The sequence below is a fragment of the Streptomyces sp. CNX435 genome (assembly GCF_059570575.1).
Window position 1 is genome coordinate 70,369 of sequence record NZ_JCANTA010000011.1, and the last position, 26,725, is coordinate 97,093.

At 73.3% G+C, this 26,725-nt stretch carries 25 protein-coding genes and 1 pseudogene; 15 read left to right on the forward strand and 11 right to left on the reverse strand.

The features are described from left to right. Positions 1 to 24 precede the first annotated feature (24 nt). The 3 genes from T328_RS19430 to T328_RS19440 all read right to left on the reverse strand — a co-directional run bounded on the left by T328_RS19430 (position 25) and on the right by T328_RS19440 (position 4,697). Entirely contained in the window at positions 25 to 2,775 is a 2,751-nt protein-coding gene (locus T328_RS19430) for a cellulosome protein (RefSeq protein ID WP_496497355.1), read from the reverse strand. A gap of 417 nt (positions 2,776 to 3,192) precedes the next feature. Beyond that, positions 3,193 to 3,843 carry a putative DNA-mimic protein gene (locus T328_RS19435; RefSeq protein WP_496497356.1) on the reverse strand — a complete coding sequence of 217 codons (651 nt, stop codon included), beginning with the start codon at positions 3,841 to 3,843 and terminating at the stop codon, positions 3,193 to 3,195. 173 nt (positions 3,844 to 4,016) lie between these two features. Then, positions 4,017 to 4,697, reverse strand: coding sequence for a GntR family transcriptional regulator (locus T328_RS19440; protein ID WP_496497357.1), 681 nt, complete (start codon positions 4,695 to 4,697; stop codon positions 4,017 to 4,019). Between the two features lie 113 nt (positions 4,698 to 4,810). Here T328_RS19440 and T328_RS19445 point away from each other — a divergent pair, with 113 nt between their 5' ends. From T328_RS19445 to T328_RS19460, 4 genes and pseudogenes are all read left to right on the forward strand, one after another. Beyond that, positions 4,811 to 5,446, forward strand: a complete 636-nt coding sequence (locus T328_RS19445; protein WP_496497358.1) for a DJ-1/PfpI family protein — start codon at positions 4,811 to 4,813, stop codon at positions 5,444 to 5,446. A 194-nt stretch (positions 5,447 to 5,640) separates the two neighbouring features. Continuing rightward, a pseudogene (locus T328_RS19450) lies at positions 5,641 to 6,159 on the forward strand (MarR family winged helix-turn-helix transcriptional regulator); the annotation flags it as partial. A gap of 272 nt (positions 6,160 to 6,431) precedes the next feature. Continuing rightward, positions 6,432 to 8,543 carry a serine/threonine-protein kinase gene (locus T328_RS19455; protein ID WP_496497359.1) on the forward strand — a complete coding sequence of 704 codons (2,112 nt, stop codon included), beginning with the start codon at positions 6,432 to 6,434 and terminating at the stop codon, positions 8,541 to 8,543. A 30-nt stretch (positions 8,544 to 8,573) separates the two neighbouring features. Then, positions 8,574 to 10,445: a protein kinase domain-containing protein gene (locus tag T328_RS19460; RefSeq protein WP_496497360.1), complete on the forward strand. Its 1,872-nt coding sequence runs from the start codon at positions 8,574 to 8,576 to the stop codon at positions 10,443 to 10,445. A 63-nt stretch (positions 10,446 to 10,508) separates the two neighbouring features. On the opposite strand, the gene T328_RS19465 is transcribed toward T328_RS19460, so the two are convergent. From T328_RS19465 to T328_RS19475, 3 genes are all read right to left on the reverse strand, one after another. After that, the gene (locus tag T328_RS19465) at positions 10,509 to 10,925 is read right to left on the reverse strand and encodes a PIN domain nuclease (protein WP_496497361.1); all 417 of its coding nucleotides are present in this window, start codon (positions 10,923 to 10,925) and stop codon (positions 10,509 to 10,511) included. After that, positions 10,926 to 11,153 (reverse strand): type II toxin-antitoxin system VapB family antitoxin, encoded by a 228-nt coding sequence (locus T328_RS19470; protein ID WP_496497362.1) that lies wholly within the window; start codon positions 11,151 to 11,153, stop codon positions 10,926 to 10,928. A gap of 165 nt (positions 11,154 to 11,318) precedes the next feature. Continuing rightward, positions 11,319 to 12,602, reverse strand: coding sequence for an adenylosuccinate synthase (locus T328_RS19475; protein WP_496497363.1), 1,284 nt, complete (start codon positions 12,600 to 12,602; stop codon positions 11,319 to 11,321). A 145-nt stretch (positions 12,603 to 12,747) separates the two neighbouring features. Between T328_RS19475 and T328_RS19480 the strand changes: the two genes are divergently transcribed. Both T328_RS19480 and T328_RS19485 read left to right on the forward strand, forming a co-directional pair. Further along, a complete protein-coding gene (locus tag T328_RS19480) occupies positions 12,748 to 14,127 on the forward strand; it encodes a diacylglycerol kinase family protein (protein ID WP_496497364.1) in 1,380 nt (459 codons plus the stop codon). Positions 14,128 to 14,197: 70 nt separating this feature from the next. After that, positions 14,198 to 14,356: a hypothetical protein gene (locus T328_RS19485; RefSeq protein WP_496497365.1), complete on the forward strand. Its 159-nt coding sequence runs from the start codon at positions 14,198 to 14,200 to the stop codon at positions 14,354 to 14,356. Between the two features lie 82 nt (positions 14,357 to 14,438). Here the strand turns inward: T328_RS19485 and T328_RS19490 are convergent, their stop codons facing one another. From T328_RS19490 to T328_RS19500, 3 genes are all read right to left on the reverse strand, one after another. Further along, positions 14,439 to 14,678, reverse strand: coding sequence for a DUF397 domain-containing protein (locus tag T328_RS19490; protein ID WP_496497366.1), 240 nt, complete (start codon positions 14,676 to 14,678; stop codon positions 14,439 to 14,441). 220 nt (positions 14,679 to 14,898) lie between these two features. Continuing rightward, entirely contained in the window at positions 14,899 to 15,135 is a 237-nt protein-coding gene (locus tag T328_RS19495) for a DUF397 domain-containing protein (protein ID WP_496497367.1), read from the reverse strand. Continuing rightward, a complete protein-coding gene (locus T328_RS19500; protein ID WP_496497368.1) occupies positions 15,132 to 16,028 on the reverse strand; it encodes a helix-turn-helix domain-containing protein in 897 nt (298 codons plus the stop codon). Before T328_RS19500 ends, T328_RS19495 begins: the two co-directional genes overlap by 4 nt. A gap of 231 nt (positions 16,029 to 16,259) precedes the next feature. Here T328_RS19500 and T328_RS19505 point away from each other — a divergent pair, with 231 nt between their 5' ends. Both T328_RS19505 and T328_RS19510 read left to right on the forward strand, forming a co-directional pair. Beyond that, a complete protein-coding gene (locus T328_RS19505; protein WP_496497369.1) occupies positions 16,260 to 16,742 on the forward strand; it encodes an ATP-binding protein in 483 nt (160 codons plus the stop codon). A 66-nt stretch (positions 16,743 to 16,808) separates the two neighbouring features. Beyond that, the gene (locus T328_RS19510; protein ID WP_496497370.1) at positions 16,809 to 17,009 is read left to right on the forward strand and encodes a hypothetical protein; all 201 of its coding nucleotides are present in this window, start codon (positions 16,809 to 16,811) and stop codon (positions 17,007 to 17,009) included. A 92-nt stretch (positions 17,010 to 17,101) separates the two neighbouring features. On the opposite strand, the gene T328_RS19515 is transcribed toward T328_RS19510, so the two are convergent. Further along, entirely contained in the window at positions 17,102 to 17,656 is a 555-nt protein-coding gene (locus tag T328_RS19515; RefSeq protein WP_496497371.1) for a GbsR/MarR family transcriptional regulator, read from the reverse strand. Between the two features lie 92 nt (positions 17,657 to 17,748). Here T328_RS19515 and T328_RS19520 point away from each other — a divergent pair, with 92 nt between their 5' ends. The 3 genes from T328_RS19520 (at position 17,749) to T328_RS19530 (ending at position 21,265) form a co-directional block, all read left to right on the forward strand. Beyond that, positions 17,749 to 18,672 (forward strand): ABC transporter ATP-binding protein, encoded by a 924-nt coding sequence (locus T328_RS19520; protein ID WP_496497372.1) that lies wholly within the window; start codon positions 17,749 to 17,751, stop codon positions 18,670 to 18,672. Beyond that, the gene (locus T328_RS19525; RefSeq protein ID WP_496497373.1) at positions 18,672 to 20,342 is read left to right on the forward strand and encodes an ABC transporter permease; all 1,671 of its coding nucleotides are present in this window, start codon (positions 18,672 to 18,674) and stop codon (positions 20,340 to 20,342) included. The genes T328_RS19520 and T328_RS19525 overlap by 1 nt, the downstream gene beginning before the upstream one ends. A gap of 185 nt (positions 20,343 to 20,527) precedes the next feature. After that, positions 20,528 to 21,265: a class I SAM-dependent DNA methyltransferase gene (locus tag T328_RS19530; RefSeq protein ID WP_496497374.1), complete on the forward strand. Its 738-nt coding sequence runs from the start codon at positions 20,528 to 20,530 to the stop codon at positions 21,263 to 21,265. Between the two features lie 16 nt (positions 21,266 to 21,281). Here T328_RS19530 and T328_RS19535 read toward each other — a convergent pair whose 3' ends face one another. Next, positions 21,282 to 22,547 (reverse strand): pyridoxal phosphate-dependent aminotransferase, encoded by a 1,266-nt coding sequence (locus T328_RS19535; protein WP_496497375.1) that lies wholly within the window; start codon positions 22,545 to 22,547, stop codon positions 21,282 to 21,284. A gap of 101 nt (positions 22,548 to 22,648) precedes the next feature. Here T328_RS19535 and T328_RS19540 point away from each other — a divergent pair, with 101 nt between their 5' ends. The 4 genes from T328_RS19540 (at position 22,649) to T328_RS19555 (ending at position 26,593) form a co-directional block, all read left to right on the forward strand. After that, a complete protein-coding gene (locus tag T328_RS19540) occupies positions 22,649 to 22,864 on the forward strand; it encodes a hypothetical protein (RefSeq protein ID WP_496497376.1) in 216 nt (71 codons plus the stop codon). 222 nt (positions 22,865 to 23,086) lie between these two features. Continuing rightward, entirely contained in the window at positions 23,087 to 23,605 is a 519-nt protein-coding gene (locus T328_RS19545; RefSeq protein WP_496497377.1) for a DUF2617 family protein, read from the forward strand. A gap of 117 nt (positions 23,606 to 23,722) precedes the next feature. Next, positions 23,723 to 25,405, forward strand: a complete 1,683-nt coding sequence (locus tag T328_RS19550; RefSeq protein WP_496497378.1) for a polyamine aminopropyltransferase — start codon at positions 23,723 to 23,725, stop codon at positions 25,403 to 25,405. 156 nt (positions 25,406 to 25,561) lie between these two features. Next, positions 25,562 to 26,593 carry an SRPBCC family protein gene (locus T328_RS19555; protein WP_496497504.1) on the forward strand — a complete coding sequence of 344 codons (1,032 nt, stop codon included), beginning with the start codon at positions 25,562 to 25,564 and terminating at the stop codon, positions 26,591 to 26,593. Positions 26,594 to 26,725 lie beyond the last annotated feature (132 nt).

Below are 26,725 nucleotides of genomic sequence, written 5' to 3' on the forward strand. Positions count from 1 at the left end.
GGCTGCGTGGTGCCGGGGCGGCGCTTACGGCCGCTCGGCCGCGAACGGCGCGAGCGTGACCTTGTCGAGCACGGGCGCGTACTGCGAACGCAGCAGGATCCCGGGCCAGGTGTCGGAGGCGTACGACTCGCCGTCGAAGTTCGGCAGCTCCGCGGAGCGGAAGGAGATCGCGTTGTCGCCCTGCTCCAGCCGTACCGGCACGGTCAGCTCCCAGAAGTTGTTCTCGTGGAACGAGTGCGGGAACGTCACGCGCCGCTCCTCGCCGCCGTTGACGGACACGTCGGCGTGCCGCACGAGCGGGTCGGGGTTGTAGTGCGTGGCCTCGGACTGCTCGGGGTTGGCGTACCGGACGCGCATGGCGTACAGGCCGGCCGTGTCGGCGGTGACGCGGAAGGTGGCGGTGTTGCCGTTGCCCGGCTCGCCGCCGACGCCCTGCACCGCCTTGCCGCCGTCGGCGAGGGAGAGGTCGGCCGCCGCGGCCGTACCGGCCAGCTCCGCGTCCTCCGCCTGGTACTCCCGCGCCGGCAGCGCCCCGGTGCCCGGGGTGACGGCGAGGTGGTCGACCAGCGTGGTGCCGGCGGTGCCGGTGACGGTGACCTTGTTGACCCCGCCGGAGAGGGAGACGGCCGCCTCCCCCGACGCCGGCGTCACGTCCCGCACGTCCTGGCCGTTGACGGCGAGGCGGGACTGCCCGTCGCCGAGGACGGCGGCGTCGAGGGTGGCCTCGGCGTCGGCCGCCGAGTAGACCCAGAAGGTCGCGCTCTCGCCCGCGGCGAGCCGCGCCGCGCCGGAGCCGGAGGTGCCGCCGTCCTGCGGCACGTCGTAGACAGGGCCGCCGCCGTCGAAGGCGGCCAGCTCGCCCTCGTAGACCGCGCGGTCGGCCTCGGGGGCGGGCCGGGAGAGGGTGATGCGGTCGATGATCGCGTCGCCCTTGGTGGCCTTGCCGCCGTCGAGGCTCTGCGCGGCGAGGGAGAGGGTGTGCTCGCCCTCGGTCAGCTCGACGGTGGTGTCGGCGTGGTCCCAGACCACCCACTTGTACCCGAGCGGCAGGTGCAGCTCCTGCTCGGCCGCGCCGTCGACGCGGAGGAACACGTTCGTCGGCCCCTGTTCCCGTACGAGATCGTAGGTGTTGAGGGAGTTGGCGAAGACGCTGAGGTCGTACGTGCCGTCCTCGGGCACGTCGACGGTGAAGTCAAGCCGCCCGTCCGAGCCGGACCGGAGGCCGCCGACGTCGTAGCCGCCGGAGGTGTAGAACTTCGACACGTCCTCCGGCGAGCCCTCGGGCCCGTTCCTGCTGTAGCCCGAGCCGGTGTACGCGGCGTCCTCGGCCTCGTAGCTGCCCTGCCAGAGGGTGCGCGGGGAGGACGTCTGGTCGCCGGCGCCGGCCGGGGTGAGGACGATCTCGTACGCGGACGACTCCTTCAGCTCCGGCAGGCCGCCGCCGCCGAAGTCGAACTCGACCGCACCGTCCGTCACCTCCAGGTCGGTCTCGGCGACGACGTCCGGGCGGTCGGAGTCGCCGACCTGGCCGGTCCACGGGATCTCCCGGACCCAGGCGTGCACGGTGTCGCCGAAGACGTCCGCGGGCACGTTGTCGAAGCGGATGAGGCCCGTACCGTCCGAGCCGCCGAACAGCGCCCGGGCCTGCCGCTTCTCCCGGTCGAGGGTGGCGACGCCCTGCATCGTGTAGTTCTGGCCGGGCGACGGCGGGGTGACCTCGACGGTGTTCCCGGACATGGCGCCGTAGGCGTTGAACAGCCACCACTGGCCGTTGCCGCGGTTCGACTGCACGGCCGAGTCGGAGAGGTTGCCGTCGATGTTCCAGTACGCCATGTCGGCGTCGACCTTCGACTCCTCGATCGCGGAGATCCACTGGATCATCTGGCCCGGGACGGAGGTGTGGTAGTTGAAGGCGTACTCGTTGACGTTGACCGGCAGCGGCGTCCTGTCCTCGTACGGCGTGCCGGCGAAGATCTCCCGCTCCCAGGCGCGGTACTTCGCGACGCTCGTGCGCACCTGCTCGGGATGGCTCAGCTCGTGCCAGGTGACGACGTCCGGGACGGTGCCGGCCTCGATCGTGTGCCGCAGGAAGCCCCGGACCTCGTCGTACAGGACGCTGGTGTTGGGCCCGGCGATACGGGCGTCCGGGATCTTCCCCTTGATCAGCCGGTAGTAGTCGTCCCAGGTGGCGAAGTACGCCGTGGGGTCGGTGCGCCAGCTGGTGCCGTCGTAACTCCACTCGCCGGTGCCGAACATGTTGCCCTCGGGCTCGTTGAACGGCACGAAGACGATGTTGTCCCGGTACTCCTCGGGCAGTTGAAGGACCTGGTCGACCTGCTCGGCGATCTTCTCCCGGTAGATCCGCACCTTCTCCTGCGGGGTGCCGCCCTCCCACTGGTAGGGGAAACCGCGGTGGATGTCGGTCATGTAGATGTAGACGTCGCCGTCGGTGGAGTCCGCGAGCGGCTTGACCACTTCGAGCGCGTCCGCGCCCGGGTGCTGCGGGCCGTCCTGCGCCTTGGTGGAGACGGTCCGCAGGTTCATGCCCTCGATGAGATTGTTCGTCGGGACGTCCTGGCCGTAGAGGCCGTAGAGGGTGCCGGCGGCGCCGCCGTGGAACGGGCCGGTGTCCGTCGCCAGGTCGACGGTCAACTCGCCTTCGGCGGCGGACGCGCCGGGCGTGCCGAGGCCCGCGGTCAGCAGGGCCGCGCCCACGGCGGCGGCCAGCGCCGCGCGCAGCGCGGGCCGGGCCCGTGTCGCTCTCGTACTCACCATCGTCACTGCTCCCTGTGAGTCGTCATGGGGGGCGAACCGGTTCGACACCGCCACCGCGCGGGGGTCGGGTTTCGAACCGGTTCGACGGTCCTGCCCTGCCGCTCTCCCCGTCCCGGAGGAATGCGAGCGGCTCGCTCATGATGTTCGAGATATCAGACGCAATACGAGATTTCGTAGCGGCGAGAATGGCCCCTCCCGTCCCCGGCGTCAACACCTGTGACATGGACGGTTGAGGCGGCTGCGAACGCGTCATCGCGCGGCGGGGCGTACGCCACGGCCCGTAGCCCCGCGGCGAAGGGCCAGGGGGCTACGGGCCGCACCCCAAGTCCGCATCCCAAGACGGCATCCCAAGACCGCACTCCACGGCGGCCGGTGGCCCCGTGACGGCAGGCAGCCCCGCGGCCGGACCGCGGGCCGTCAGCTGAAGACGATCATCGAGCCCTGCGCCAGGCTCCGCGTCGCCGCCGCGTGCAGCCCCAGCCACACGTGCCGCTCCTGCGCGAACTCCCCGCCGTCCGCCGGCGCGGTCGCCGCCGGCTCCGACAGCTCCGTCGGCCCCGGCGGCGGGGCCGGGGCCGGCGGCGGGTTGTCCGGGTCGATGCCGATCGCCGGGGCGACGGCGACGAGTTCGCGCACGAGGCCCTGCGCCGAGCCCAGCGGCCCGCCGCCCGCGAGCAGCTCGTCCGTGACGAGCGGATGCGGGAAGTCGACGGGGACGTACGCGCCGGCGTGGTCGTAGTGCCAGACCAGGTGCGACTGCTGCGCCGTAGACTCGAACATCTCCAGCAGCTGCTCGTAGTCCCCGCCCAGCTCGCCGACCGGCGTGACTTCGAGACCGCACAGCTGCAGCAGGTACGCGCGGCGCAGGAAGTGGAGGGCGTCGTAGTCGAAGCCGGCGACCGGGGCGACGTCCCCGGACAGTCCCGGCATATAGCTCTGCACGGGCACCGGCGGCAGCCCCGCCTGCGCCAGCGCGGCGTCGTAGGCGGCGATCTCCTCGGCGAAGGGGTTGTCGGGGCTGTGGCACAGCACGTCGACGAGGGGCACCAGCCACAGGTCGCAGGCCAAGCGGGACGCTCCTTAACTGCGCGGTCCGGCTCAGCGTAACCGCTGACCGCGGCCCGGCAGCACCCCCCGGCCGGGTGCCGCGCCCGCCCCCGCCGGGTCTCGGCCACCGTGCCACGCGAGATCGGGCCGCCGGCCGCTCCGGATCAGGCGGTCGGCCGCCCCCGATCAGGGCGTCAGCCGCTCGCGAGGCGCTCGATCAGCTCCAGGGAGTGCCGGTTGTACGTGCGTACGACCGCCTCGGCGGCGGCCACGTCGCGCCGCTCTATGGCCTCGACGAGCTGCATGTGCCCCTGCCAGAACGTGTCGGGCACGCAGCCCTCGCTCGCCCTCCGCAGGTGCGGCACCGCGAAAACCCAGCAGTGCACCCGCACCCGCTCCAGGAACTCGGTGATGTAGACGTTGCCGATCAGGGAGGTGATCTCGCGCCAGAAGCGCAGGTCGTAGTGGACGAGCACGTCGAGGTCGCCGGCCTTCGCCGCCCGCTCCGCCTCCTCGCCGCGGCGCCGCATCGCGGTCAGGGCGGCCGGCGCGGGGTCGATGATGTGCGGCGGATCGGCACGGAAGACGCCCAGCTGGACGACGGTGCGGGCGTCGGCCATGGCGCGGAAGTCGTCGAGGGTGAAGGCGTGCACGCGGTAGCCGCGGTGCTGCTCGACGTCGAGCAGCCCCTGGGCGGAGAGGTCGACCAGGGCTTCGCGTACGGGGGTCGCGGAGACCCCGTACTGCTCCGCTATCTCGCCGACCGTGATGTTCTGCCCGGCCGCGAGCCGGCCGGCCAGGATCTCGTCGCGCAGGGCGTCGGCGATCTGTGCACGCAGCGTGTCGCGCCGGACCACGGCGCCTGCGGGGGTCATGCGGTGGCCCTTCCTGATGGGGGATGCCCCCACACGATAAGCGCAGCGGCCCGCACCGGTTGACAGCATGGTGTCTTATTGACAGCATGCTGTCATACGACGAAGGAGGCACCATGACCCGCAGAAACGTTCACCTGGCCGTCTACGACACGCTCGCCGACTGGGAGACGGGGCACGCCGTCGCTCACATCCGCGACACGTCGTTTCACCGCCCGCCCCGCGACACGTACGAGATCGTCACCGTCGGCCCCGAGGCCGGCCGCGCCGTGACCACGGCAGGCGGCGTGCGCATCCTGCCCGACCTGGCGCTGGACGACCTGCGCCCCGAGGACAGCGCGCTGCTGATCATGCCGGGCGCCACCCTGTGGGACACGGGCGACGAGCTGGCGCCGTACGCCCGCAAGGCCCGCGAGTTCCTGGCCGCGGGCGTACCGGTGGCGGCGATCTGCGGCGCGGTCGCCGGCCTCGCCCGGGAGGGGCTGCTGGACGACCGTACGCACACGAGCGCGGTGGCCGAGTACGTCGGCGCCCAGCCCGGGTACGGCGGGCAGGCGCGCTACGTCGAGGCGGCCGCGGTCACCGGCGACGGGCTGGTCACGGCGGGGCCGACGGAGCCGGTCGCGTTCGCGCGCGAGGTGTTCCGGGTGCTCGGCCTGCACGAGCCGGAGGTGCTGGACGCCTGGGTGCGGCTGTTCGGCGCGTCCGACCCGAGCGCGTTCCCGGTGCTGATGGAGGCGCAGGCCCGATGACGGGGCAGACAGGGGAGACGGGGCGGACGGGGCGGCCGGAGCAGGGGCCGGCGCGTAACCGGCCGAAAAGCGACGCAGCGGCGGGCGGGGGCACGCGGGGCGGGGGCGCGACGGGCAGCCGCGCGACGGACGGGGGCGCGACGGGCGGGGGCGTACCGGACGGCGTACGGGATGGCGTATCGGACGAGGAGGACCTGACGGCCCTCGGCACCCCCGCCCTCCTCGACGGCGTCGCCACCGCCTCCTTCCGCCTCAACGGCCAGTTCCTCGCCCGCGGCGACCAGTTGGCCGGCCCCGCCGGGCTGACCGCGTCCCGCTGGCAGGTGCTGTACGCCGTGTACTTCGAGCCGCTGCCCGTCGCCGGCGTCGCGCGCGCCATGGGCGTCGCCCGGCAGAGCGTGCAGCGCCTCGCCGACGTGCTGGTGGAGCGAGGGCTCGCGGCGTACGAACCGAACCCCGCCCACCGCCGCGCCAAGCTGCTCCGCCCCACCCCCGCGGGCCGCCGGGCGCTGGCGCGACTGGGCCCGGGGCACGCGGAGTTCGCCGCCCGGCTCGCGCACCGGCTCGGCGGCGAGGAGCGGTTCCGGGAGACGCTGGCGGCGCTGCGGCGGCTGTCGGCGGCGATGGAGGCGCTGCAGGCGGAGGACGCGGAGGCGGCGGAGGACGCGGAGGCCGGGGAGGTCGGGGAGGCCGGGGAGGCCGGGGAGGTCAGGGAGGCCGGGGAGGTCGCGGGCGGCACCGCGGAGACCGGTGGAGCGACCACGTCAGCGACCGGATCGCCGTCCGGAGAAGGGGCCGGGAAAGCCACCCCGGACCCGGCGGCGCCGGGGTCCCGCACGGCCCGTACCCGCCGCTGATCCGCCCCCCGCCGAGATCACCGCCCCACGACGATGGTGTGACAGCCCGGCAACGAGATCCCCGGCCCCCCTCATCCCCACCCCCGTTCACCGCCTACGCTCTCCGGGTAGACCGGGGGGTTACGGGAATGGAGAGCGTGGAACCGCTGACGCCGCAGGATCCGCAACAGATAGGCGCGTACCGGCTGCTCGGCAAGCTCGGCAGCGGCGGCATGGGCCGGGTCTACCTGGGCCGGACCGCGGGCGGCAGAACGGTGGCCGTCAAGCTGGTCAAGCCGGAGCTGGCCGTCGAGGAGGAGTTCCGCGCCCGCTTCCGTACGGAGGTGCGCGCCGCGGCCCGCGTCGGCGGCCGGTGGACGGCGCCCGTGCTCGACTCCGACACCGAGGCGCCGGTGCCGTGGGTGGCCACCGGGTACGTCGCCGGGCCGACGCTGCAGGAGGTCGTCGAGCGGTACGGGCCGCTGCCGCGGGCGTCGCTGTTCACGCTCGCGTACGGGCTGGCCTCCGCGCTCGGCGACGTCCACGCGGCCGGGCTCGTGCACCGCGACCTCAAGCCGGGCAACGTGCTGGTCACCATCGAGGGGCCGCGCGTCATCGACTTCGGCATCGCCCGTGCGCTGGACTCGCTGTCCGACGGCACGGTCACGCGCACCGGGATCGTGGTGGGGTCGCCGAGCTTCATGTCCCCGGAGCAGATCATCGGGGAGGACGTCTCGGCGGCGAGCGACGTGTTCTGCGTGGGCGGGCTGCTGGCGTACGCGGCGACGGGGCGGGCGCCGTTCGGGTCGACTTCGTCCGGGATGCACGCGGTGATGTTCCGCGTGGTGCAGGAGGAACCGGACCTGGCGGGGGTGACGGACCCGGCGCTGCACGGGCTCATATCCGGCTGCCTGGCCAAGCTCCCGGCGGAGCGGCTGACCCCGGAGCAGATCGCCAGGCTGACGGGCCCGCCGGAGCCGGAGGGCGCCTGGCTCCCGGCCCCGCTGATCGCCGACCTGGGCCGCCAGGCGGTGCGGCTGCTGGATACGGACACGCCCACCGGGACGGAGGGGCCGTACGGGGTGCCGGTGGGCGGAGCTGAAGCGTCGACCGGCGCGGGCGTGGGCCCCGTGGCCGAGCGGCCCGCCGAGCAGCCCACCGAGACGTCGCCCGAGGCCGTCACCGACCGGCACACCGTGATCGCGCTGCAGCCCTCCGGGGACGGGGCACGCCCCGGGCAGACGCGGATGTACGAGACGCGGGGCGTTGCGCACTCCTCCGCCGGCCACGGACCCGCCGACGAACCGCCCCGCCGCCCGCGCCGGCCCCGCCGGGTCCGGCTCCTCACCGCCCTCGCCCTCCTCCTCGCCGCAGGCGTCGCCCTGCCCGTGGCGCTGGCCGTCACCCAGGGCGACGGCGGCAACGGCGGCGCCGAGACCGGCAGCTCCGACGTGCCCGCCCGCTACATCGGCAGCTGGCTCGGCCCCCAGCTCCGCGACGGCCAACCCACCAACGTCTACCGGCAGTTCACGATCCGCCGCGGCCAGCAGGGCGACGTCGTCGCCACCAGCATCGTGCTCAGCGCCGAGTCCCAGTGCACCAGCGAGGCCCGGCTCAGCACCGCCGGTAACGGGCAGCTGCGCCTGGACACCAAGGTCGTCGAGGCCGCCCCCGCCGGCGAGTGCACCGCGGTCAGCGGGCACACCCTCACGTACGTGCAGAGCCAGGGCGCGCTGCGCTGGCGCGCGGCCGACGGCCGCAGCGGCGAACTGGCGAAGGTCGAGCCGCGCGACCTCCGCGTCCCCCGCGAGCTGCTGGGCAGCTGGCAGCGGCCCGCCGGCTCGGGCACCCAGGTCATGCGGGTGGAGCAGGCCGCGCCCGGGGACGCCGCCGTGCACTTCACCACCCGTACCGACGGCGGCGGCACCTGCCGGGCCAGGGCCGACTTCGTCGGCGTCGACGCACGCGACGGCCGCGTGCTGCTCGGCCCGTCCGAGCTCACCTCGGTATCGGGCCCGGAGGAGGCGGGCGCCGCGGACACGGGCGAAGACACCGGCGACGGCACCGGCGACGGCACCGGCGACGACCTCGACACCGGCGACGGCTCCGGCCAGCTCGGCGGGGCGTGCATCCCCGGGTTCCCGTCCGCGGTGCAGGCGACCGCCGACGGCTCCGTGCTGGACCGCCAGTTCCTCGGCGGCGAGCAGCGCATCCGGCACTACACGAGGGCGGACGGCTCGCCGGCCGACCCGACACAATAAGCTCGCCCGACGAGGGGGAAGGGGGGCTGCATGGACAGCCTCGGACCGGACGATCCGCGCCGCGTCGGCTCGTACCAACTGCTCGGACGGCTCGGCGAGGGCGGCATGGGGCGCGTCTACCTCGCCCGCTCCGAGCGCGGCCGGACCGCCGCGGTGAAGCTGGTGAAGGCCGAGCTGGCGCGCGAGCCGGAGTTCCGGCGCCGGTTCACGCAGGAGATCACCGCCGCGCGGCTGGTGGGCGGCGAGTGGACGGCGCCCGTGCTCGACGCCGACACCCGCGCCGCGATGCCGTGGGTCGCCACCGGGTACGTCGCCGGGCCCTCGCTGCACGAGGTCATCGCCAGGGACCACGGCCCGCTGCCCGACGCCTCCGTGCGCGCGCTCGCCGGCGGGCTGGCGCGGGCGCTGCAGGCGATCCACGCCGCCGGGCTCGTCCACCGCGACCTCAAGCCGTCCAATGTCCTCGTCACCATCGACGGGCCGCGCGTCATCGACTTCGGCATCGCCCGCGCGCTGGACTCGGTCACCGCCGCCGGCGACGGGCTCACCCGCACCGGCGCCGTCATCGGCTCGCCCGGCTTCATGTCGCCGGAGCAGGTGCGCGGCGAGCGGGTCACGGCGGCCAGCGACGTGTTCTGCCTGGGCGCGGTGCTGGCGTTCGCGGCGACCGGGCGGATGCCGTTCGGTACGCAGGACAGCGGCGCGCACGCGCTGATGTTCCGTATCGCCGCCGAGGAGCCGGAACTGTCGGGCATCGAGGGCGAGTTGCGCACGCTGATCGAGCGCTGTCTCGCCAAGGACCCGGCCGCCCGGCCGCAGGTGGCGGAGCTGGTGGCGCTCACCGAGGAGGCGACGCGGCTCAGGCCGTGGCTGCCGGGGGCGCTGCTGGAGCTGCTGGCGCGGCGGGCGGTGGAGCTGCTGGACGCCGAGACGCCGCACGGCGCCGCGGGCGGCGCCGGCGGGTTCGCCGCGGGCGGGGTCGCCACCGGCGCCGCGCCCGCCGCCCCGGCGTACGGGCCGCCGCTGACGGGCGCGGCCCCGGGCACCCCGGGCCCGTACGCGCACACGGGCATGCGGCCCCCGCACCAGCAGTACGGCACCCCGCCGCAGCAGCACCGCCCCGCGTACGGCACCCCGCCGATCCCGCCCACCGCGCACCAGCCCTACCGCACGCCGCCGCCCCCGTACGGCCAGACCGGGTGGCAGACCCCGTACCCGGGGGCGGGCATGCCCGGCATGCCCGGCATGCCGCGCGCGGTGCGGCCCGTCGCCACGGCGCTGCAGGTGCTGCTGGGCGTCTACGCGGCGTACGTCTTCGTCCAGGGCCTCGCGGAGATCGGCATCCTCATGATGATGAGCGAGGACGGCGCCAGCACCTGGTCCATGGCCCGGAACTTCGACCGGATGGAGAACTTCGCCGTCGGCAACTTCCTCATCTTCACGGCGTGCGCCGTGCTGTGGTGCGTCTGGTTCTACCGGCTGCGCAAGAACTCCGAGGTGTTCGCCCCCGGCCAGGTGCGCTACTCCGACGGGATGGCCATCGGCGCCTGGTTCATCCCGGTCACCCAGCTGTGGTTCCCCCTGCAGATAGCCAACGACATCTTCCGGGTCAGCAGCCCGTTCCCGCAGCACGCACGGCCGCCCGCCGGCTACGGCCCGCGGCCCGTGTCGTACGGGAAGGGAATGCTGTACTCCTGGTGGACGGCGTGGATTGCCGTGATGGTCTTCGCGGTGGCCGCCGCGGAGGACTGGGAGGTCGGCAGCCCGATCGACTCGGCGATCCAGCTCGTGCTGGTCGACCTGCTGTTCTCGGTGGTGCTGATCGTGACGAGCGTGCTGGCGCTGCTCACGGTGCAGCAGTTGACGACGCTGCAGGACCAGCGCCTCAAGGCAAGGGTCTGAGCTTAACGACTTGGGCGCGGCAGGCAGGCGCCGGTGGTTCACCAACCTGACGGCCAAGTACACCTAGTCGGCAGTTCCGGGTTCCACGACCCATTGGCAGCGCTGCCCGGTGATGTCGGCGATCATGTCGTAGTCGGCGTCGTGGTGGAGCACGATCGCGTTGTTGCGCTCTGCGGTCGCGGCGACGAGCAGGTCCGGGAGGGACAGGGCTCGGTGGAAGCCGCGCTCGATCGCTGCGCGCTGCACCTCAAGTGCTCGGTCGAAGACCCAGTCATCGCAGTAGAAGTAGTCGAAGCCGCGGAGCCACTCGGCGACGGCGGGGGCTTCGGTCTTCCCGCGAATGCTGAACATGAGCTCGTACTCCACGGCGGGGCAGATCGCCAGCAGCCCGCGTTCATGGAGCGGATCGAGGGCGGCGGCGATCAACGGCCGGTGCCAGCGGGCCAGTGCGGACTTGTCGGCAATGAACGGGGCGCTCACTCAGGCGGCCTTCGCACCCCTGGCCGGGGTCGCCACCTTCGTCTCCTCGACGATCTCGCTGAAATCAAGTTCGCCGGATTTGACGGCGTCGATGAACTGCTGGCGCAGGTGTCGCTTGACGGCGTCCTCTACGGCAGCCCGTACGGCAGCGGCCTTGGTCTTTGTGCCGTAGATCTCTTTAGCTCGGCTGACCATCGCGTCATCCAAGTCGATCATGGTTCGCGTCATCGGCAACTCCCCTTCCCCTTAGAGTGACACCAAAATGTATCATGGAATGGTGTCGTTTCCGCGAAGGGTAGGGCTGCGGTACTCGGCTGGATCCGCGCCCTCCGCGGGCGGCCCCAGCCCGGCAGGCACTCCGCAACTACCGAGGTTGAAGAACAAGCTGAGGGCTCAGAGGAACGAGTTGATCTGGATCGTCTCGTTCCGGCCGGGACCGACGCCGATCGCCGAGATCGGGGCGCCCGACATCTCCTCCAGCGCCTTGACGTACGCCTGCGCGTTCTTCGGCAGCTCCTCGAAGGTGGTGGCCTTCGAGATGTCCTCGGACCAGCCCGGCAGCATCTCGTACACCGGCGTGGCGTGGTGGAAGTCGGTCTGGCTGTACGGCAGTTCGGTGACGCGGCGGCCTTCGATGTCGTACGCGACGCAGACCGGGATCCGCTCCCAGCCGGTGAGCACGTCGAGCTTGGTGAGGAAGAAGTCCGTCAGGCCGTTGACGCGGGTGGCGTAGCGGGCGATCACCGCGTCGAACCAGCCGCAGCGCCGGTCCCGGCCGGTGGTCACGCCGCGCTCGCCGCCGATGGTGCGCAGCCGGTCGCCGTCCTCGTCGAGCAGCTCGGTCGGGAACGGTCCGGCGCCGACGCGCGTTGTGTACGCCTTGAGGATGCCGATGACCCGGCTGATCCGAGTGGGGCCGACGCCGGTTCCCGTACAGGCGCCCCCCGCGGTCGGGTTGGACGAGGTGACGAAGGGGTACGTGCCGTGGTCGACGTCGAGGAGCGTGCCCTGCCCGCCCTCGAAGAGGACGACCTTCCCGTCGTCGATGGCCTCGTTGAGGACGAGGGTGGTGTCGGCGACGTACGGGCGGAGCCGGTCCGCGTAGCCGAGGAGCTGATCGACGACGGCGTCGGGGCGGATGGCGCGGCGGTTGTAGAGCTTGGCGAGGATCTGGTTCTTCTGGTCCAGCGCCGCGTCGACCTTCTGCCGCAGGATCGACTCGTCGAAGAGGTCCTGCACCCGGATCCCGACGCGGTTGATCTTGTCGGCGTAGGCCGGGCCGATGCCGCGGCCGGTCGTGCCGATCTTCCGCTTGCCGAGGAACCTCTCCGTCACCTTGTCGAGGTCGGTGTGGTACGGGGTGATGAGGTGGGCGTTGCCGCTGAGGAGCAGCTTGGACGTGTCCACGCCGCGCTCCTGCAGCGCGCTCAGCTCGCCGAGCAGCACCTCGGGGTCGACGACGACGCCGTTGCCGATGACCGGCGTGCAGCCGGGCGACAGGATGCCCGACGGCAGCAGGTGCAGCGCGTACGTCTGGTCGCCGACCACCACCGTGTGCCCGGCGTTGTTCCCGCCCTGGAACCGCGCCACGTAGTCCACCGAGCCGCCGAGCAGATCGGTGGCCTTCCCCTTGCCTTCGTCACCCCACTGAGCACCGAGCAGCACAAGTGCGGGCACAGGCGTACACCCCTTCCGGGCGGGGCATGTCCAACGTGCGGTGCGCCGTGCACCGGGGATCGGACCGGGCCCCGGATAGACGAAGCCCCTGGCACAAGTGCGACAGGGGCTCTTGCACCGAGAGATTACCTGAGGAAGGACCGTGGTGTCGGCTCCAGACCCCACCGGGCGCTCACTGCTCGTGCTCATCGACCCCGCTGCACGGCGGGCGGACGGGGAAGCGGTACGGATCGCGAGGGACGTGCTCTCCGCGGCGGCGGCCACGAAGATCTGCCTGCCGGAGAGCGCGGCGGAGCTGGCGCGTGCGCTGGCCCGCCGGGGCGGGCGGCGGCCGGTGGTCATCGGTGACGACCGGGCGTTCCTGCGGGTGGTGAGCGAGCTGCGCCGGCAGGAGACGCTGGCGGACGCGCCGCTGTCGCTGGTGCCGGTGGGTACGGCGCGGGCGCTGGCGGCGACGCTGGGGGTGCCGACGGGCACGGTGACGGCGGCGCGGACGGTGCTGGCCGGCGAGGAGCGCCGGCTGGGGCTGCTGGTGGACGACGGCGGCGGGGTGGTGCTGGACGCCCTGCGGCTGCCGGCGGCGGCGTGGGCGGGGACGGGCGTGGGCCTGGACGGCGCGGGGGTGGACGGGACGGGTCTGGACGGCGGGGGTCTGGAGGGCGGGGGCCTGGGCGGCGCGGGGGCGGGTTTGGCGGATGCGGGTCGGGGCGGTGCGGGGTCGGGTGGTACCGGGTCGGGTGGTACCGGGGTGGCCGGTGCCGGGGCGACCGGTGCGGGCGGGTTCGGCAGGCTCGGCGGTCCGGGCGGCCCCGGGGATCCGGCGCGGCGGACGCGGCGGGGCGGCGGCGCGACGGGGGGCGGCCCGGGCGCGGGCGGCGCCGGCTCGGCGGGCGCCGGCTCGGCGGGCGCCGGCTCGGCGGGCTCCTCGGCCGGCGGCGGTGCGACCGGCTCCCCCGGGCGGCGATGGACCCCGGCGGCGGGCCTGCGGGCGCTGGCCGCGCGGGCGGTGGGGCAGCGGAACGGGGGCGGGCGCGTGCCGGGCCCGGCGCCGGCGGTGGTGACGCAGTGGGGCGCGGAGGACGCCACGGGGGGCTGGGAGTCGGGCGGCGCGGACGGAGCGGGGCGGACGCCGCCGGGCGGTCCCGGCGCGGAGGAGGACGACGTCCCGGGGTGGGCGCCGGCCCCGTACGACGTGGCCGACGTGGACCCCGCGGAGGACGACGCCGACCCGGCTCTGGAGAACGGCTTCCGGCTGCGCGTCGAGGCGGACGGCGTGCTGCTGGCGGACCTCGACCGCCCGGCGGCGCAGGTCCGGGTCATCGCGGACCCGGCGAGCGGGCTGGCCCAGGTCGTGGTCCGCCCCCGCGGCGACCACGCCCCGCTGCACGCCCAGGCCCGTAGCGTACGGGTCTGGGGCAGCGACTTCCGCTACCGCGCGGACGCCCTCCTGAGCCCCCCGGTCCGCCAGCGCACCTGGACGGCCCACCCCAACGCCTGGCGCCTGATCACCGCCCCCACCCGCTGACAGCGGCGTCCTCCGCAACCTGCCATCCTGAATCCGAGAGCAGATATCCGCCGCCCGGAAGGGTCCTTCGTTGACTCGAACCGCGATCGAGATCAAAGCCGACGCAGACGCCGACTCCGACCAGCGGCGACGCGCCGCGGCGATCGAGCAGATGCGCCAGATGGTCGCCGAAGGCAAGGTCGACCTCGACCTGATCGCCATGGGCCGGCCCGCCCGCCGGATCGACTGACGGACGGCCCACGTCGCCGTCCCCCGCTCCCAGCGGAGGACGGCGATCTCAAGTGCGGAGTCGAGCTGAACGGGATCACCGGTCAGACGTCGAACCGGCCGTCCCGCACGTCGGCGACGAACGAGGCGAACGCCTCCGGCGTGAACAGCAGCGCCGGGCCGTCGGGGTCCTTGGAGTCACGCACGGCGACGCCGCGGTGGTCGGTCCGAGTCAGGTCGGCGGCCTCGACGCAGTTGACGCCGTTGTCGCTGTAGGAGGACTTGAACCAGTCGGCAACGCCGTCGAGGACAGGTGCGGTCAGGGTGTGCATGTGTTCGCTCATTCTGTGATCTCTCGTGATAGTCGGTGCAGGAACTTCGGGGTGTCCTCCGGGGGACGCTGGGCAGCAGGCCGCCCGCCTGCAGCGGCGCTTGGCCGATCGCAGCTGGTACCAGTCGGCCGGCCCGGTCGACTTGATCGACTGACCGCCCGCATCGCCGTCCCCCACTTCCCGTGGAGGACGGCGATCTCAAGTGCGGAGTCATACCGCCAGGGGGCACCGGTCAGATGTCGAACCGGCCGTCCCGCACGTCGGCGACGAACGCGGCGAACGCCTCCGGCGTGAACAGCAGCGCCGGGCCGTCGGGGTCCTTGGAGTCACGCACGGCGACGCCGCGGTGGTCGGTCCGGGTCAGGTCGGCGGCCTCGACGCAGTTGCCGCCGTTGTTGCTGTAGGAGGACTTAAACCAGCCAGCGCCCTCCAGGTCAGATGCCATCGTCGTGGCCGAGTGCGTGTTCATTCAGCGATCTCTCTCGATAGATGGTGCAGGAACTTCGGGGTGTGGCCAGGAGGCTGGGCGGCGGCCACCATCGCATCGAACATGCGGGAGAACCGTCCGACCTCACGCGGCTTGTCCGTGACGGCAACGGTGTGCCATGCGGTGTCCGTCTGGACCGTCGTGGGCAGGCCATCGTCGAGGATCATGATGTTCACATCATGAAAGGCCACGTAGCCGTTCCCCGCCTGCGGGAGGATTTGCAGGGTCACGTTCTCCAGAGCGGCCAGCTCGGTCAGGGCGGTGTACTGCTCGCGCATGGTGTCCGCATCGCCGATGATGTAGCGCAGGGCAGGTTCGTGCAGAACCGCCCACACCTTCAGCGGATCCTCGTCGCGTGTGATCGCATCCTTTCGTTTCATGCGGAGCTGCACGCTCTTCTGACCGAACTCTGTGGTGGTCTCATCGATGGGCTTGTGCAGATCGTGCAGCGCCCGCGCATAAGACTCCGTTTGAAGGAGACCGGGAACCACAGCCGGGTGGAAGAGGCGGATCTCCCGGGCCGCTGACTCGACTCCGAGGAACCGCTGCATCCCAGACAGCAGGTTGAGAGTCCCCACGCCCGTCCACCACTCCCGGCTCGAAGCGTCGCGCTGCATGGCGACCAGCCGTTCCACCTCTTCGTCGTCGGTGACGCCGCAACGCTCCAGCAGCAGCCGGAGGTGCCCCGCTTGCCGGAAGGACTTCCACCCGGCCTCGACGCGCTGGAGCGTGCTCTCATCGAACGGCAGTCCCTTCACTGCCTGCTCGATGGTCAACTCAGCCGCCTTGCGGAGCTGGCGCAGCTCGTGCCCGAGCCCGATGCGCCGCGCGGTCGGCTGCGGTCTTGCGGCCATGTGCTCTCCGTTCTGGCGCATCTACGCGCCGTCATCTCCTTGTGCTCAGCCTTACCGCCGATGCGCATGACGCGGAAGCCCACGCACATGTTCTGGCATATACCAATACCTACGCTGAGGCTGAATCCTAAGCAGATTCTATTGCGGCCAACTGTGGTGCACGCCACGGTGGTTGGACTCCCAGGACAAGCAGTCCCGGTCGCTGGCGGCGCCGGTCGCCCCAGCTCAGCCTGCACCGGAGGCGTTGACGCGATGACCACGACCACGACGAGCCCCACCGGGCACCCGAGGTACACCCGGACCCTGCCCCGAGCGGCCGAGAGCGCAAAGGCGGCCCGCGGGCTGATCTGCGCGGCACTTGCCGCGTGGGCGATAGACGAACTCGCGGAGGACGCGGCGTTGGTCGTCTCGGAGCTGGTCGGCAACGCCGTGGAGCACACCACCTGCCACCTGATCAAGGTCACGGTCACACGCACCAGCCCGGAAACCGTGCGCGTGGCCGTGGTGGACAAGTCCCGTACCGCACCGACCCGTCAGACACCGGGCGACGACACGGTGGGCGGGCGCGGTCTGCTGGTCGTGGACGCGCTGGCCACGCGCTGGGGAACCGATCCTCTGAGCTTCGGCAAAAGGGTCTGGTGCGAACTCGCCCGCGGGACCGCACCGCAGCCCGCGGCCCAAGCGTGGCCGCCTGCCAGACCCCCGCGCAACCAGCCGCGGGAGCCGGAGGGGTGAGGCGGGCGGGGCCCCGGTTGGCTCGTTGGGGAGGCGGGGTCGGGGGCGGGGCGGCAGGCTCTGCGTATGAGTGAGTTCGATCCGCCGCCCGCCGTGCCGTCCCGCTACGGGGGTGGGCGCAGCCGGCGGGTCGAGGTGGTCACCGGGCTCGTGCTGGCGGCGACCCTCTTCGGGGGCGGGGCGGCCTTCGGGGACTGGCTGGCCGTGGGGGACGAGGCCGGCGCCGCTCCCGGCGAGGCGCTCGACCGCTGCACGGCGGACGACTGACCGACGACCCGGATGGAACCGAGGACCCGGCGACCCGGCGACCCGGCGACCCGGCGACCCGGCGACCCGGCGACCCCAACCCTCCGTACGGCCTACTCCCCCGCCGCCCGGGCCTCGTCGCGGCGCTTCACGTAGTCCCACCAGCGCTGCTCCAGCCGGCCGTTCTCCTCCCGCAGGAACTCGAAGAACTCCGCCGTCTCCTCAAGCCGCCGCCCCGCCGACGTCTCCGCCCCCAGCACGCCGATGCCCGCCTGCAGTGTCTGCTGGAAGTGCCTGATGCTCTGCTCGCGCTGCGCGAAGATCTGATACCAGCGGTCGCTCTCGACCCGGTACCGCTCCCGCCGCGAGCCCGGCTCGCGTTCCCGGGTGATGAGCCCGACCTGCGAGAGGTAGCGCACCGCGCCCGAGACCGCCGCCGGGCTCACGTGCAGCCGCTCGCCCACCTCCGCGGCGGTCAGCGCGCCTGCGTCGTCCGCCAATATGCACGCGAAGACCCGGGAGGCCATCCGCTGCATGCCCATCTGGGTCAGTTCGGCAGCCACCCGTTCCACGTACCGCAGCACGGCCTGAGCGTCGCGCCCGGCGCGTCTTTCTCGCTCCGCGCCGTCGCCGCGCTCTGCGCGCCCGTCACGCTGCTGATCTGCCACTTCTCTACGTTCTCCCCGTCCGGCCTCGCCGGGATCGATCCTAACGGTTCCTTAACTTCACAAATTTGTGAAGGTTCGTGTAGCTTCATTCTATGACCAAGGCAATCACCGTCTCCGGCCTGACCAAGACGTTCGGCCGGACCCGTGCGCTCGACGGCCTCGACCTCGACGTGGAGACGGGCGAGGTGCACGGCTTCCTCGGCCCCAACGGGGCGGGCAAGTCCACCACCATCCGCGTGCTGCTCGGCCTGCTGCGCGCCGACACGGGTACCGCCCAGGTGCTCGGCGGCGACCCGTGGACCGACGCCGTCACGCTCCACCGCCGGCTGGCCTACGTGCCCGGGGACGTCGAGCTGTGGCCCAACCTCACCGGCGGTGAGGCCATCGACCTGCTCGCGCGGCTGCGCGGCGGCATCGACAAGAAACGCCGCGACGACCTCATCGAGCGCTTCGACCTGGACCCGACCAAGAAGGGCCGGAGCTACTCCAAGGGCAACCGGCAGAAGGTGGCCATCGTCGCCGCCCTCGCCTCCGACGCCGAGCTGCTCCTGCTCGACGAGCCCACCGCGGGCCTCGACCCGCTCATGGAGGTCATCTTCCAGGACGTCATCGTCCAGGCGAAGGCCGACGGGAAGACCGTCCTGCTGTCCAGCCACATCCTGGCCCAGGTGGAGAAGCTGGCGGACCGGGTGAGCATCATCCGGCTGGGGAAGGTCGTGCAGTCCGGCACGCTCAGCGAGATGCGCCACCTGACCCGTACGACCATCGAGGCCGAGACCGAGCGGGCCCCCACCGGCATCGACGAGCTGCCGGGCATCCACCAGCTGCGCACCGACGACGGCAGAGTGCGCTTCGCCGTGGACGGCGAGCACCTGGACGCCGCCGTGCGCCGCCTCGGCGAGTTCGGCATCCGCAGCCTGGTGAGCCATCCCCCCACACTGGAGGAGCTGATGCTCCGCCACTACGGCGACGAGCTGGAGCACAACGGCCACCACTCGGAGGCGGGAGCGGCCTGATGACTGCCACCTCCGCTACGGACGCCACAAAGACCCGGGACCCCGCGCCCGCGCGCGCCCAGGAGGGCGCGAGCGCGCTGACCGGCACCGGGACGCTGTTCCGGTTCGCGCTGCGCCGGGACCGCGTACGGCTGCCCGTCTGGGTGCTCGCGCTGTTCCTCGGGACCGTCTCCAGCGTCAACAGCTTCGACACGTCGTACGACACGCCCAAGAAGCGGGCCGACGTCGCCGACACCATGGACAGCCCCGCCGGCCTGGCCATGACCGGCCCCGAGCGCTACCTCGACGACTACAACATCGGCTCGATGACCGGCCATCAGATGCTCGGCTTCACGGCCGTGCTGGTCGGCATCATGAGCGTGCTCCTCATCTCCCGCCACACCAGGACCGAGGAGGAGACCAACCGCGCCGAGCTGGTGCGCTCCGGCGTCGTCGGCCGGCACGCCTATCTGACCTCCGCGCTCGCCGTCGCCGTCGTCGCCAACCTGGCGCTCGGGCTGCTGCTGGCCGTCGGCCTGTCCGGCATGGGCATCGACGGCGTCGACGGCCAGGGCTCCCTGCTCTACGGCCTCGCGCACACGGCCATCGGCATCTTCTTCGCCGCCGTCGCCGCGGTCACCGTGCAGATCACCGCGTACGCCCGCGGCGCGTCCGGCATGGCGATGGCGGTCATCGGCGGGGCGTACGCGCTGCGCGCCGCCGGCGACGTCGGCAACGGCTGGTTGTCGTGGCTCTCGCCGATCGGCTGGGTCCAGCGCACGTACGTGTACGTCGACAACCGCTGGTGGCCGCTGCTGCTCGTGCTCGCCGCGGCCACGGTCAGCGCCGCCGCCGGCTTCGTCCTCAGCACCCACCGCGACGTCGGCGCGGGCCTGAAGGCCGCCCGCCTCGGCAGCCCCACCGGCTCCGAGAGCCTCACCACCCCGCTCGGCTTCGCGCTGCGCCTGCACCGCGGGCTGCTCACCGGCTTCGGCGCCGGCGCGCTGCTGCTCGGTGTGATGTACGGGTCGATCCTCGGCGATGCCGAGGACATGATCGAGGGCATCGACGAGCTGGAGGAGCAGCTCGCCGAGATCGGCGGCGCCAACGTGGCTGAGTCGTTCGCCTCGGTGGTGATGGTCGTCATCGCCGTGGTCTGCTCGATCTACGTCGTGATGGCCGCCCTGCGACCGCGCGCGGAGGAGTCCGCGGGCCGCGCCGAGCCGCTGCTCGCGACCTCGCTGTCGCGCAGCCGCTGGGTCCTCAGCCACGCGATCGTCGGCGCGGTCGGCGGCACCGCGATGATGCTGCTCGCCGGCATCGGCTTCGGCGCCTCGGGCGCCGCCTCCACCGGCGACGGCGGGCTGTTCTTCAAGCTCGTCGGCGCGGCCCTGGCCTACTCACCGGCCCTGTGGGTCGCCATCGGCCTGGCGGTCGCACTGTTCGGCTGGGTCCCGCGGGCCGTGGCGGTCGCCTGGGTGATCCCGGTGTACGGCTTCGTCGTCGGCTACCTCGGCGAGGTCCTCAAGTTCCCGGACATCCTGAACGACCTGTCCCCCTTCGGCCACGTGCCGCAGCTCCCGGCGAAGGACATGTCGTGGACGCCGCTGCTGGCGCTGACGGCGATCGCCGTGGGCCTGGTGTGGGTGGGCCTCGTGGGCTTCCGCCGGCGGGACCTGGAGACGAAGTAGCCGGCCGTTCGCGGGTGTGAGGGGCGGGTGCCCCGCCGAGAGGCGGGACGCCCGCCCCTCGACGCGTAGGCGCGTCGACGCGTACGCGCGCGTGCAGACGCACCGCGCCCTCTTCTCAACACCCCCTCCGCACCCCCGTAAATTCGCTGGCGCCGCCCCGCGCCGCGCTGCTTGACTCCTCCGCCGTGACCGGATTCACCTTCCACGACCCCGCGTTCTTCGACCGTTACGCCCACGAGTACGACACGGCCGACCCCTACGAGCCCACCCCCACCGTCGACTTCCTGGCCGGCCTCGCCCCTGCGGGCGCGCGCACGCTGGAACTCGCGATCGGCACCGGCCGCGTGGCGCTGCCCCTGGCCGCCCGCGGGTTCGCCCTCGAAGGCATCGACGGCTCGACGTCGATGGTCGAGCAGCTGCGCGCGAAGCCCGGCGGCGCCGACATCCCCGTGACCATCGGCGACATGGCCGACGTGGCGGTGGACGGCCCGTTCCGGATGGCCTACCTGGTCTTCAACACCTTGTTCAACCTGCCCACCCAGGACCGGCAGGTCGACTGCTTCCGCAACGTCGCCGCGGTCCTGGAGCCCGGCGGGCTGTTCGTCATCGAGGCATTCGTCCAGGACCTCACGGAGTTCGACCGCAACCAGCGGGTCGCCACCCGCGCCCTGACCGAGAACGCGGTGAAGATGGAGTTCCTCCGCCACGACCCGGTCGCGCAGGCGGTCACGTACCAGCGCGTGACGTTCGACGAGAACGGCACCTCGCTGCGCCCGCTGCGGCTGCGCTACTGCTGGCCGAGCGAGTTGGACCTGATGGCGCGGCTCGCCGGGATGCGGCTGCGCGAGCGCCACGCCGGCTGGGACCGCCGCCCCTTCGACGCGGCCAGCCGCTCGCACGTCTCGGTGTACGAGAAGGCGTGAAGGCGTGAAGGTGTGATCACGCGGGCGCGGGCGCGGGGCCGGCGGGCGGGAGCGGGAAGTCCCCGCCCGTACGGCCCTCCTTCAGCCGCCGTACCGCTTCCGTCAGCACCTCGTCCTTCTTACAGAAGGCGAACCGCACGATGCTGCGCCCGGCGTCCGGATCGTCGTAGAACACCTGCGTCGGCACGGCGACGACACCGCAGCGCTCGGGCAGCGACATGCAGTACGCGACGCCGTCCTTCTCGCCGAGGGGGGTGATGTCGGCGGTGACGAAGTACGTGCCGGCCGGCCGGAGGACGCGGAAGCCGGCCTCCGCCAGCCCGGCGGAGAGCAGGTCGCGCTTGCGCAGCAGGTCGGCGCGGAGGCCGGCGAGGTAGGAGTCCGGCAGCGCCAGCGCCTCGGCGACGGCGTACTGGAAGGGGCCGGAGCTGACGTACGTCAGGTACTGCTTGGCGGTGCGCACGGCGGCGACCAGCGGCGCGGGGGCGGTGACCCAGCCGACCTTCCAGCCGGTGAAGGAGAAGCTCTTGCCGGCCGACGAGATCGACACCGTGCGCTCGCGCATGCCGGGGAGGGTGGCGATGGGGATGTGCTCGCCGTCGAAGACGAGGTGCTCGTAGACCTCGTCGGTGACGACGAGCAGGTCGCGCTCGCGGGCGAGCGCGGCGACGGCCTCCAGCTCGGCGCGGGTGAGGACGGTGCCGGTGGGGTTGTGGGGGGAGTTGAGGAGGATGAGGCGGGTGGCGGGGGTGACGGCGGCGCGCAGCTCGTCGAGGTCGAGCCGGTACGCGGGGCGGCCGTCGGCACCGTCATCGGCACCGCCGCCGGTGCCGCCGGTGCCCGGGTCGGGGCGGAGGGTGACCGGGACGCGGCGGGCGCCGGCCATGGCGATGCCGGCGGCGTACGAGTCGTAGTACGGCTCCAGGGCGATCACCTCGTCGCCCGGCTCCAGCAGCGCGAGCAGCGCCGCCGCGACCGCCTCGGTGGCCCCGGCGGTGACGAGCACCTCCGACTCGGGGTCCCACTCCAGCCCGTACCACCGCCGCTGGTGCTCCGCGACGGCCCGCCGCAGCTCGGGGACGCCCGGCCCGGGCGGGTACTGGTTGCCGCGCCCCTCCCGCACGGCCCGCACGGCGGCCTCGGCGACCTCCGCGGGGCCGTCGGTGTCGGGGAAGCCCTGGCCCAGGTTGATGGCGCCGGTGCGCACGGCGAGCGCGGACATCTCGGCGAAGATCGTGGTCACGAAGGGGGTGAGGCGGCTGCTCAGCGGTGGGCGTCCCATGGGGACATGCTTGCACGGCAGAGGGTTGAGGAGCCCTCGTGGCGGGCACATCCGGGGCTACACCGGACCTCCGCGGGGGCGGGGGAGATTGGGGGGTTCCGATGGGATTTCTTGACTTTGCCGTGATCGCGATCGGGTTGGTCGTCGTCCTGTCCGCCGTCACCTCCGGGGGCAGCACCCGCCGGGGCGGGTCGCGCCGCTGGGGCGGCGGGGGCGGCGGGACGGGCGCGGGCGGCTGGGGCGGAGACTTCGGCGGCGGTGGGGACGGCGGTGGCGGTGGCGGGGGCGGCGGCGACGGAGGCGGCGGCGGCTGCTAGTTGGCAGCGTGAACACCTGATCCAATCGCGCGCCCGCGCGATGGAAACCCGGTGAAGAAGGGTAAAAACGCTGTCAGCGGGCCGCACTTCGTGATTCCGTATTTCCCTGGCGCATTCCCCCACTGCCGGCTTGCCCGTGCATCCCGACATGCGTCCGCACCCGAGGGCCCGCCATGAGGCGGACGGCCCGATGTCTTTCCACCCTGCCTCCGGAGCCGACCCATGCTCGCTACTCTCAAGACCTCGTACACGGACTCTCGGGCCCAGGACCTCGGATGGCGGCTCGGGATGGACCCCATGCCGGCCCTCGCGGTGCTCGACCTGCGCCTCGACTCCGCCGACGTCCAGCTGCGGCTGCTCGGGGCGTCGCACCAAGTGCTGCTCCGGGAAGGCGACTCGGCCTGTTCCGAGACCGTCGCCTGCCTGCCCGGCAGCAGCACCCCGCTCCCCCTCGGCGTGGCCAAGCAGGTCGCCGGGTGGGAGTACGAGTTCGCCGCCCGGGTCGAGACGCTCTCCCACGGCGCCTTCGAGTCCCGCGCGCAGGAACTGCTGGCGCTGGTCGCCGACCACCCGCGCGGGCTCGCCGGCACCTTCCCCGGCAGCCCGTACGCGTTCACGGCGCTGCTGGTGCACCGCCAGGGCGACGCCGTCGGCTGGCGCACGTGGCACGCGTACCCGCAGGAAGGACGCCTGGTGGCGACACGGACGACGATGGCCGCGCGGGTCGCGGAGCCGGTCTAGCGGCGGTCCGCGGGCGCCGTCGACCCGTCGATACAGGGGCAATTCACCCATGTCCAGGGCATATTGCACACGTGTGGGTGACAAGGGGCGGCACCGGCGCAAACGTATCGTTCCTTCGTGATCGAACCGTACGAGCAGATGACGCGCTCCGCCGGCCGCGCCCCCACGCTGCCGGGCGCGCCGCCGCCCGCCCTCCCGGTGCCGCCCGCCACCGGGCGGTTCCTCGTGCTCGCCACGGTCTTCGTCTGCGCCGCCTGCGGGCTGGTGTACGAGCTGGAGCTGGTCGCCCTCGGTTCGTACCTGGTGGGCGACTCCGTCACCCAGGCGTCGGTCGTGCTGTCCGTCATGGTCTTCGCGATGGGCGTCGGATCGCTGCTGGCCAAGCGGCTGGGCATCCGCGCCGCGGTCGCCTTCGGCACGGTCGAGGCGGTGCTCGCACTGCTCGGCGGGCTCTCGGCGATGGCGCTGCACGCCTGCTTCGCGTGGTTCGGCCAGCCGCGGTTCATGCTGGTGGCGTACGCGCTGGCGATCGGCGTGCTCATCGGCGCCGAGGTGCCGCTGCTGATGACCCTGATCCAGCGCGTCCGGCAGCAAGACCCGGGCGGTGCGGTGGCCGACCTCTTCGCCGCCGACTACGTGGGGGCGCTGGCCGGCGGGCTCGCCTTCCCGTTCGTCCTGCTGCCCTGGCTCGGCCAGCTCTCCAGCTCGCTCGTCACGGGGGCGGTCAACGCCACGGCGGGGTGTGCGCTCGTGCTCTTTCTCTTCCGGCACGACCTGAGCCGGCGTGCACGCTGGGCGCTGTTCGCGGCGAACGCCACCGTCCTCGCGCTGCTCGCCACGGCCGCGCTTCTGTCCGCCCCCTTCGAGCGCGCGGCGAGAAACGCGGTCTACGGCTCGGGGGTGCGCGTCGCACAGCGGACTGACGTCCAGGACATCGTCCTCACGGCCGGCAAGGACGGCTCCGTGGCGCTGTACCTCGACGGGCAGTTGCGCGTCGACTCGGCGGACGAGCGCCGTTACCACGAGGCACTGACGCGGCCGGCCCTGGCCGCGTCAGCGCCGGGCTCCCGGCGGCGGGTCCTCGTCCTCGGCGGCGGCGACGGCCTCGCGGCGCGCGAGGCGCTGCGGCACGCGGACGTCGCGGAGGTGACGGTCGTCGAGCTGGACTCGGGCTTGAGCCGGCTGGCCGCCGAGGACCCGCGGCTGACCCGGCTCAACGAGCACGCGTACGGGGACCCGCGGCTGCGGGTCGTGCACGCGGAGGCGTTCGACTGGCTGCGCCGCTCGGCGCCGGAGGGGCGGTACGACGTGATCGTCTCGGATCTGCCGGGGCCGGAGAACACGCAGAGCACGAAGCTGTATTCGCTGGAGTTCTACGGGCTGGCGGGCCGGGCGCTGGCGGACGGGGGGCGGCTGGCGGTGCACGCGGCGTCGTGGTCGGGGTCTGAGTCGGGGGCTGGGTCCGGGTCGGGGTCCGGGGCTGGGGCTGGGTCCGGGGCTGGGTCCGGGGCTGGGGCTGGGGCTGGGGCTGGGGCTGGGCATGCGGGGGCCGGGGCGGCGGGGCGGGCAGGCGGGAGTGCGGCGGACGGCGTGTGGACCGTCGCGGCGACCGTACGGGCCGCGGGGCTGACCCCCTCCGCGTACGAGGCGGGCGACGGCGACGACCGCTGGGGCTTCGTGCTCGCCGCCCGCCGGCCCCTCACTCCGGCGCTGCCCCCGGGCGCCGCGCCCCTGACGGCGCCGCCGGACGCGGCGGACCTGGCGCCGTCGACGCTGCTGCACCCGCGATATCCGGGGTGAGCGCAGGGGTGACGGCGCGGCGGGCGTGGACTTTGCGCTGGTGGAGGCCGGTGCGGCGGGTTCAGGGGGCGGTTGAGTGACCCGTTCCGCCACCCGCCGCAGAACCCTGTGCTGGGCTCGTTCCTCGTGGGTAGGCTCCGCTCCATGGAGCGAGAGGTGTACGTACCGCAGCCCGCAGAATCCGTTCGCCGCGCCCTGTCCGACGCCGCACGGGTCGCCCGCAGCGTCCCCGGCCTGGCGCTCGACGCGGGTGAGGGGGCGGAGGCGGTGAAGCAGGGCACGCTGCGCGGCCGGCTCCGGCTCCGCGTCGCCGGCTCCAGCATCACGTACCGCGGCACGCTGCGCGTGACCCCGCGGGGCGACTCCGTCGCCGTCGAGGCCGAGGGCGAGGAGTCGCGCGGCAGCGGCTCGGTGGCGGTGTCGCTGACCCTCACGCCGCGGGACGCGGACGAGCCGGGGACGACGGCGCTGGTGTGCGCGGGCACGGTGTCGAGCACGGGGCGGCTGGCCGCCGTGGAGCCGGCGCAGGCGGGCGCGGCGGGCGGACGGCTGCTGGAGCGCTTCGCGGAGAGCCTGGCGACGGACCTGGCGGCCGAGCCGCTCGCGGAGCCGGCGGAGCGACCGGCGAAGGGCCCGGTGGAGATCGGTGAGCCCGCCGGGCCGGGCGGAAAGGCGGCCGAGAACGGCGCCCCGGAGCCGGAAACGCCCGACGCGGCGGAGGCCGGCGGCGGGGACGGCGCTGATGCGGAGGAGGGTGTCGCGGCGGAGCCGCACCGTCCCGACGCCGGGCTCGGCGACGACAACGAGCGCGCCATCCCCGGCATCCCGGCCCCCGAGCAGCCCGGCGAGCAGTCCGGCGAGACCCCGCCCGGCACCGGCAAGGTCTTCGACGCCGAGGTGCCGCCGCTCGCCGACGAGGTTCTCGACGCCCTCGCCGACGAGGAGGAGGACGCGGACGAGCCGGTCGAGGACCTGCTGGAGGAGCCGGAGGCCGCGCACGCCCGGCGCACGATGATCGGGCGCAGCGCGGAGGAGGTCGACCACGCCCCGCCGCGCGGCCGGTACGCCCCGGCGCCGGCCGCGGACGCGCCCGTACCCACGGCCGGACTCCGCTGGATGGCGCCGGCCGCGGCGCTGGCGGTGGCCACGGCGGTCATCGTCAGCCGCGCCCTGCGCCGCCGCCGCTGACCGGCTCCACCGGGGGCGGCGGGATCGCCGGTGCCGCCGGTGGGGGCGGGGTCGGGTCCCGCGCGCTCGACCGGGCCGCCGCTGGTCTAGGCTCTGGGCGTGCCCACACGTCTCACCGCCGGCGACGCCGAG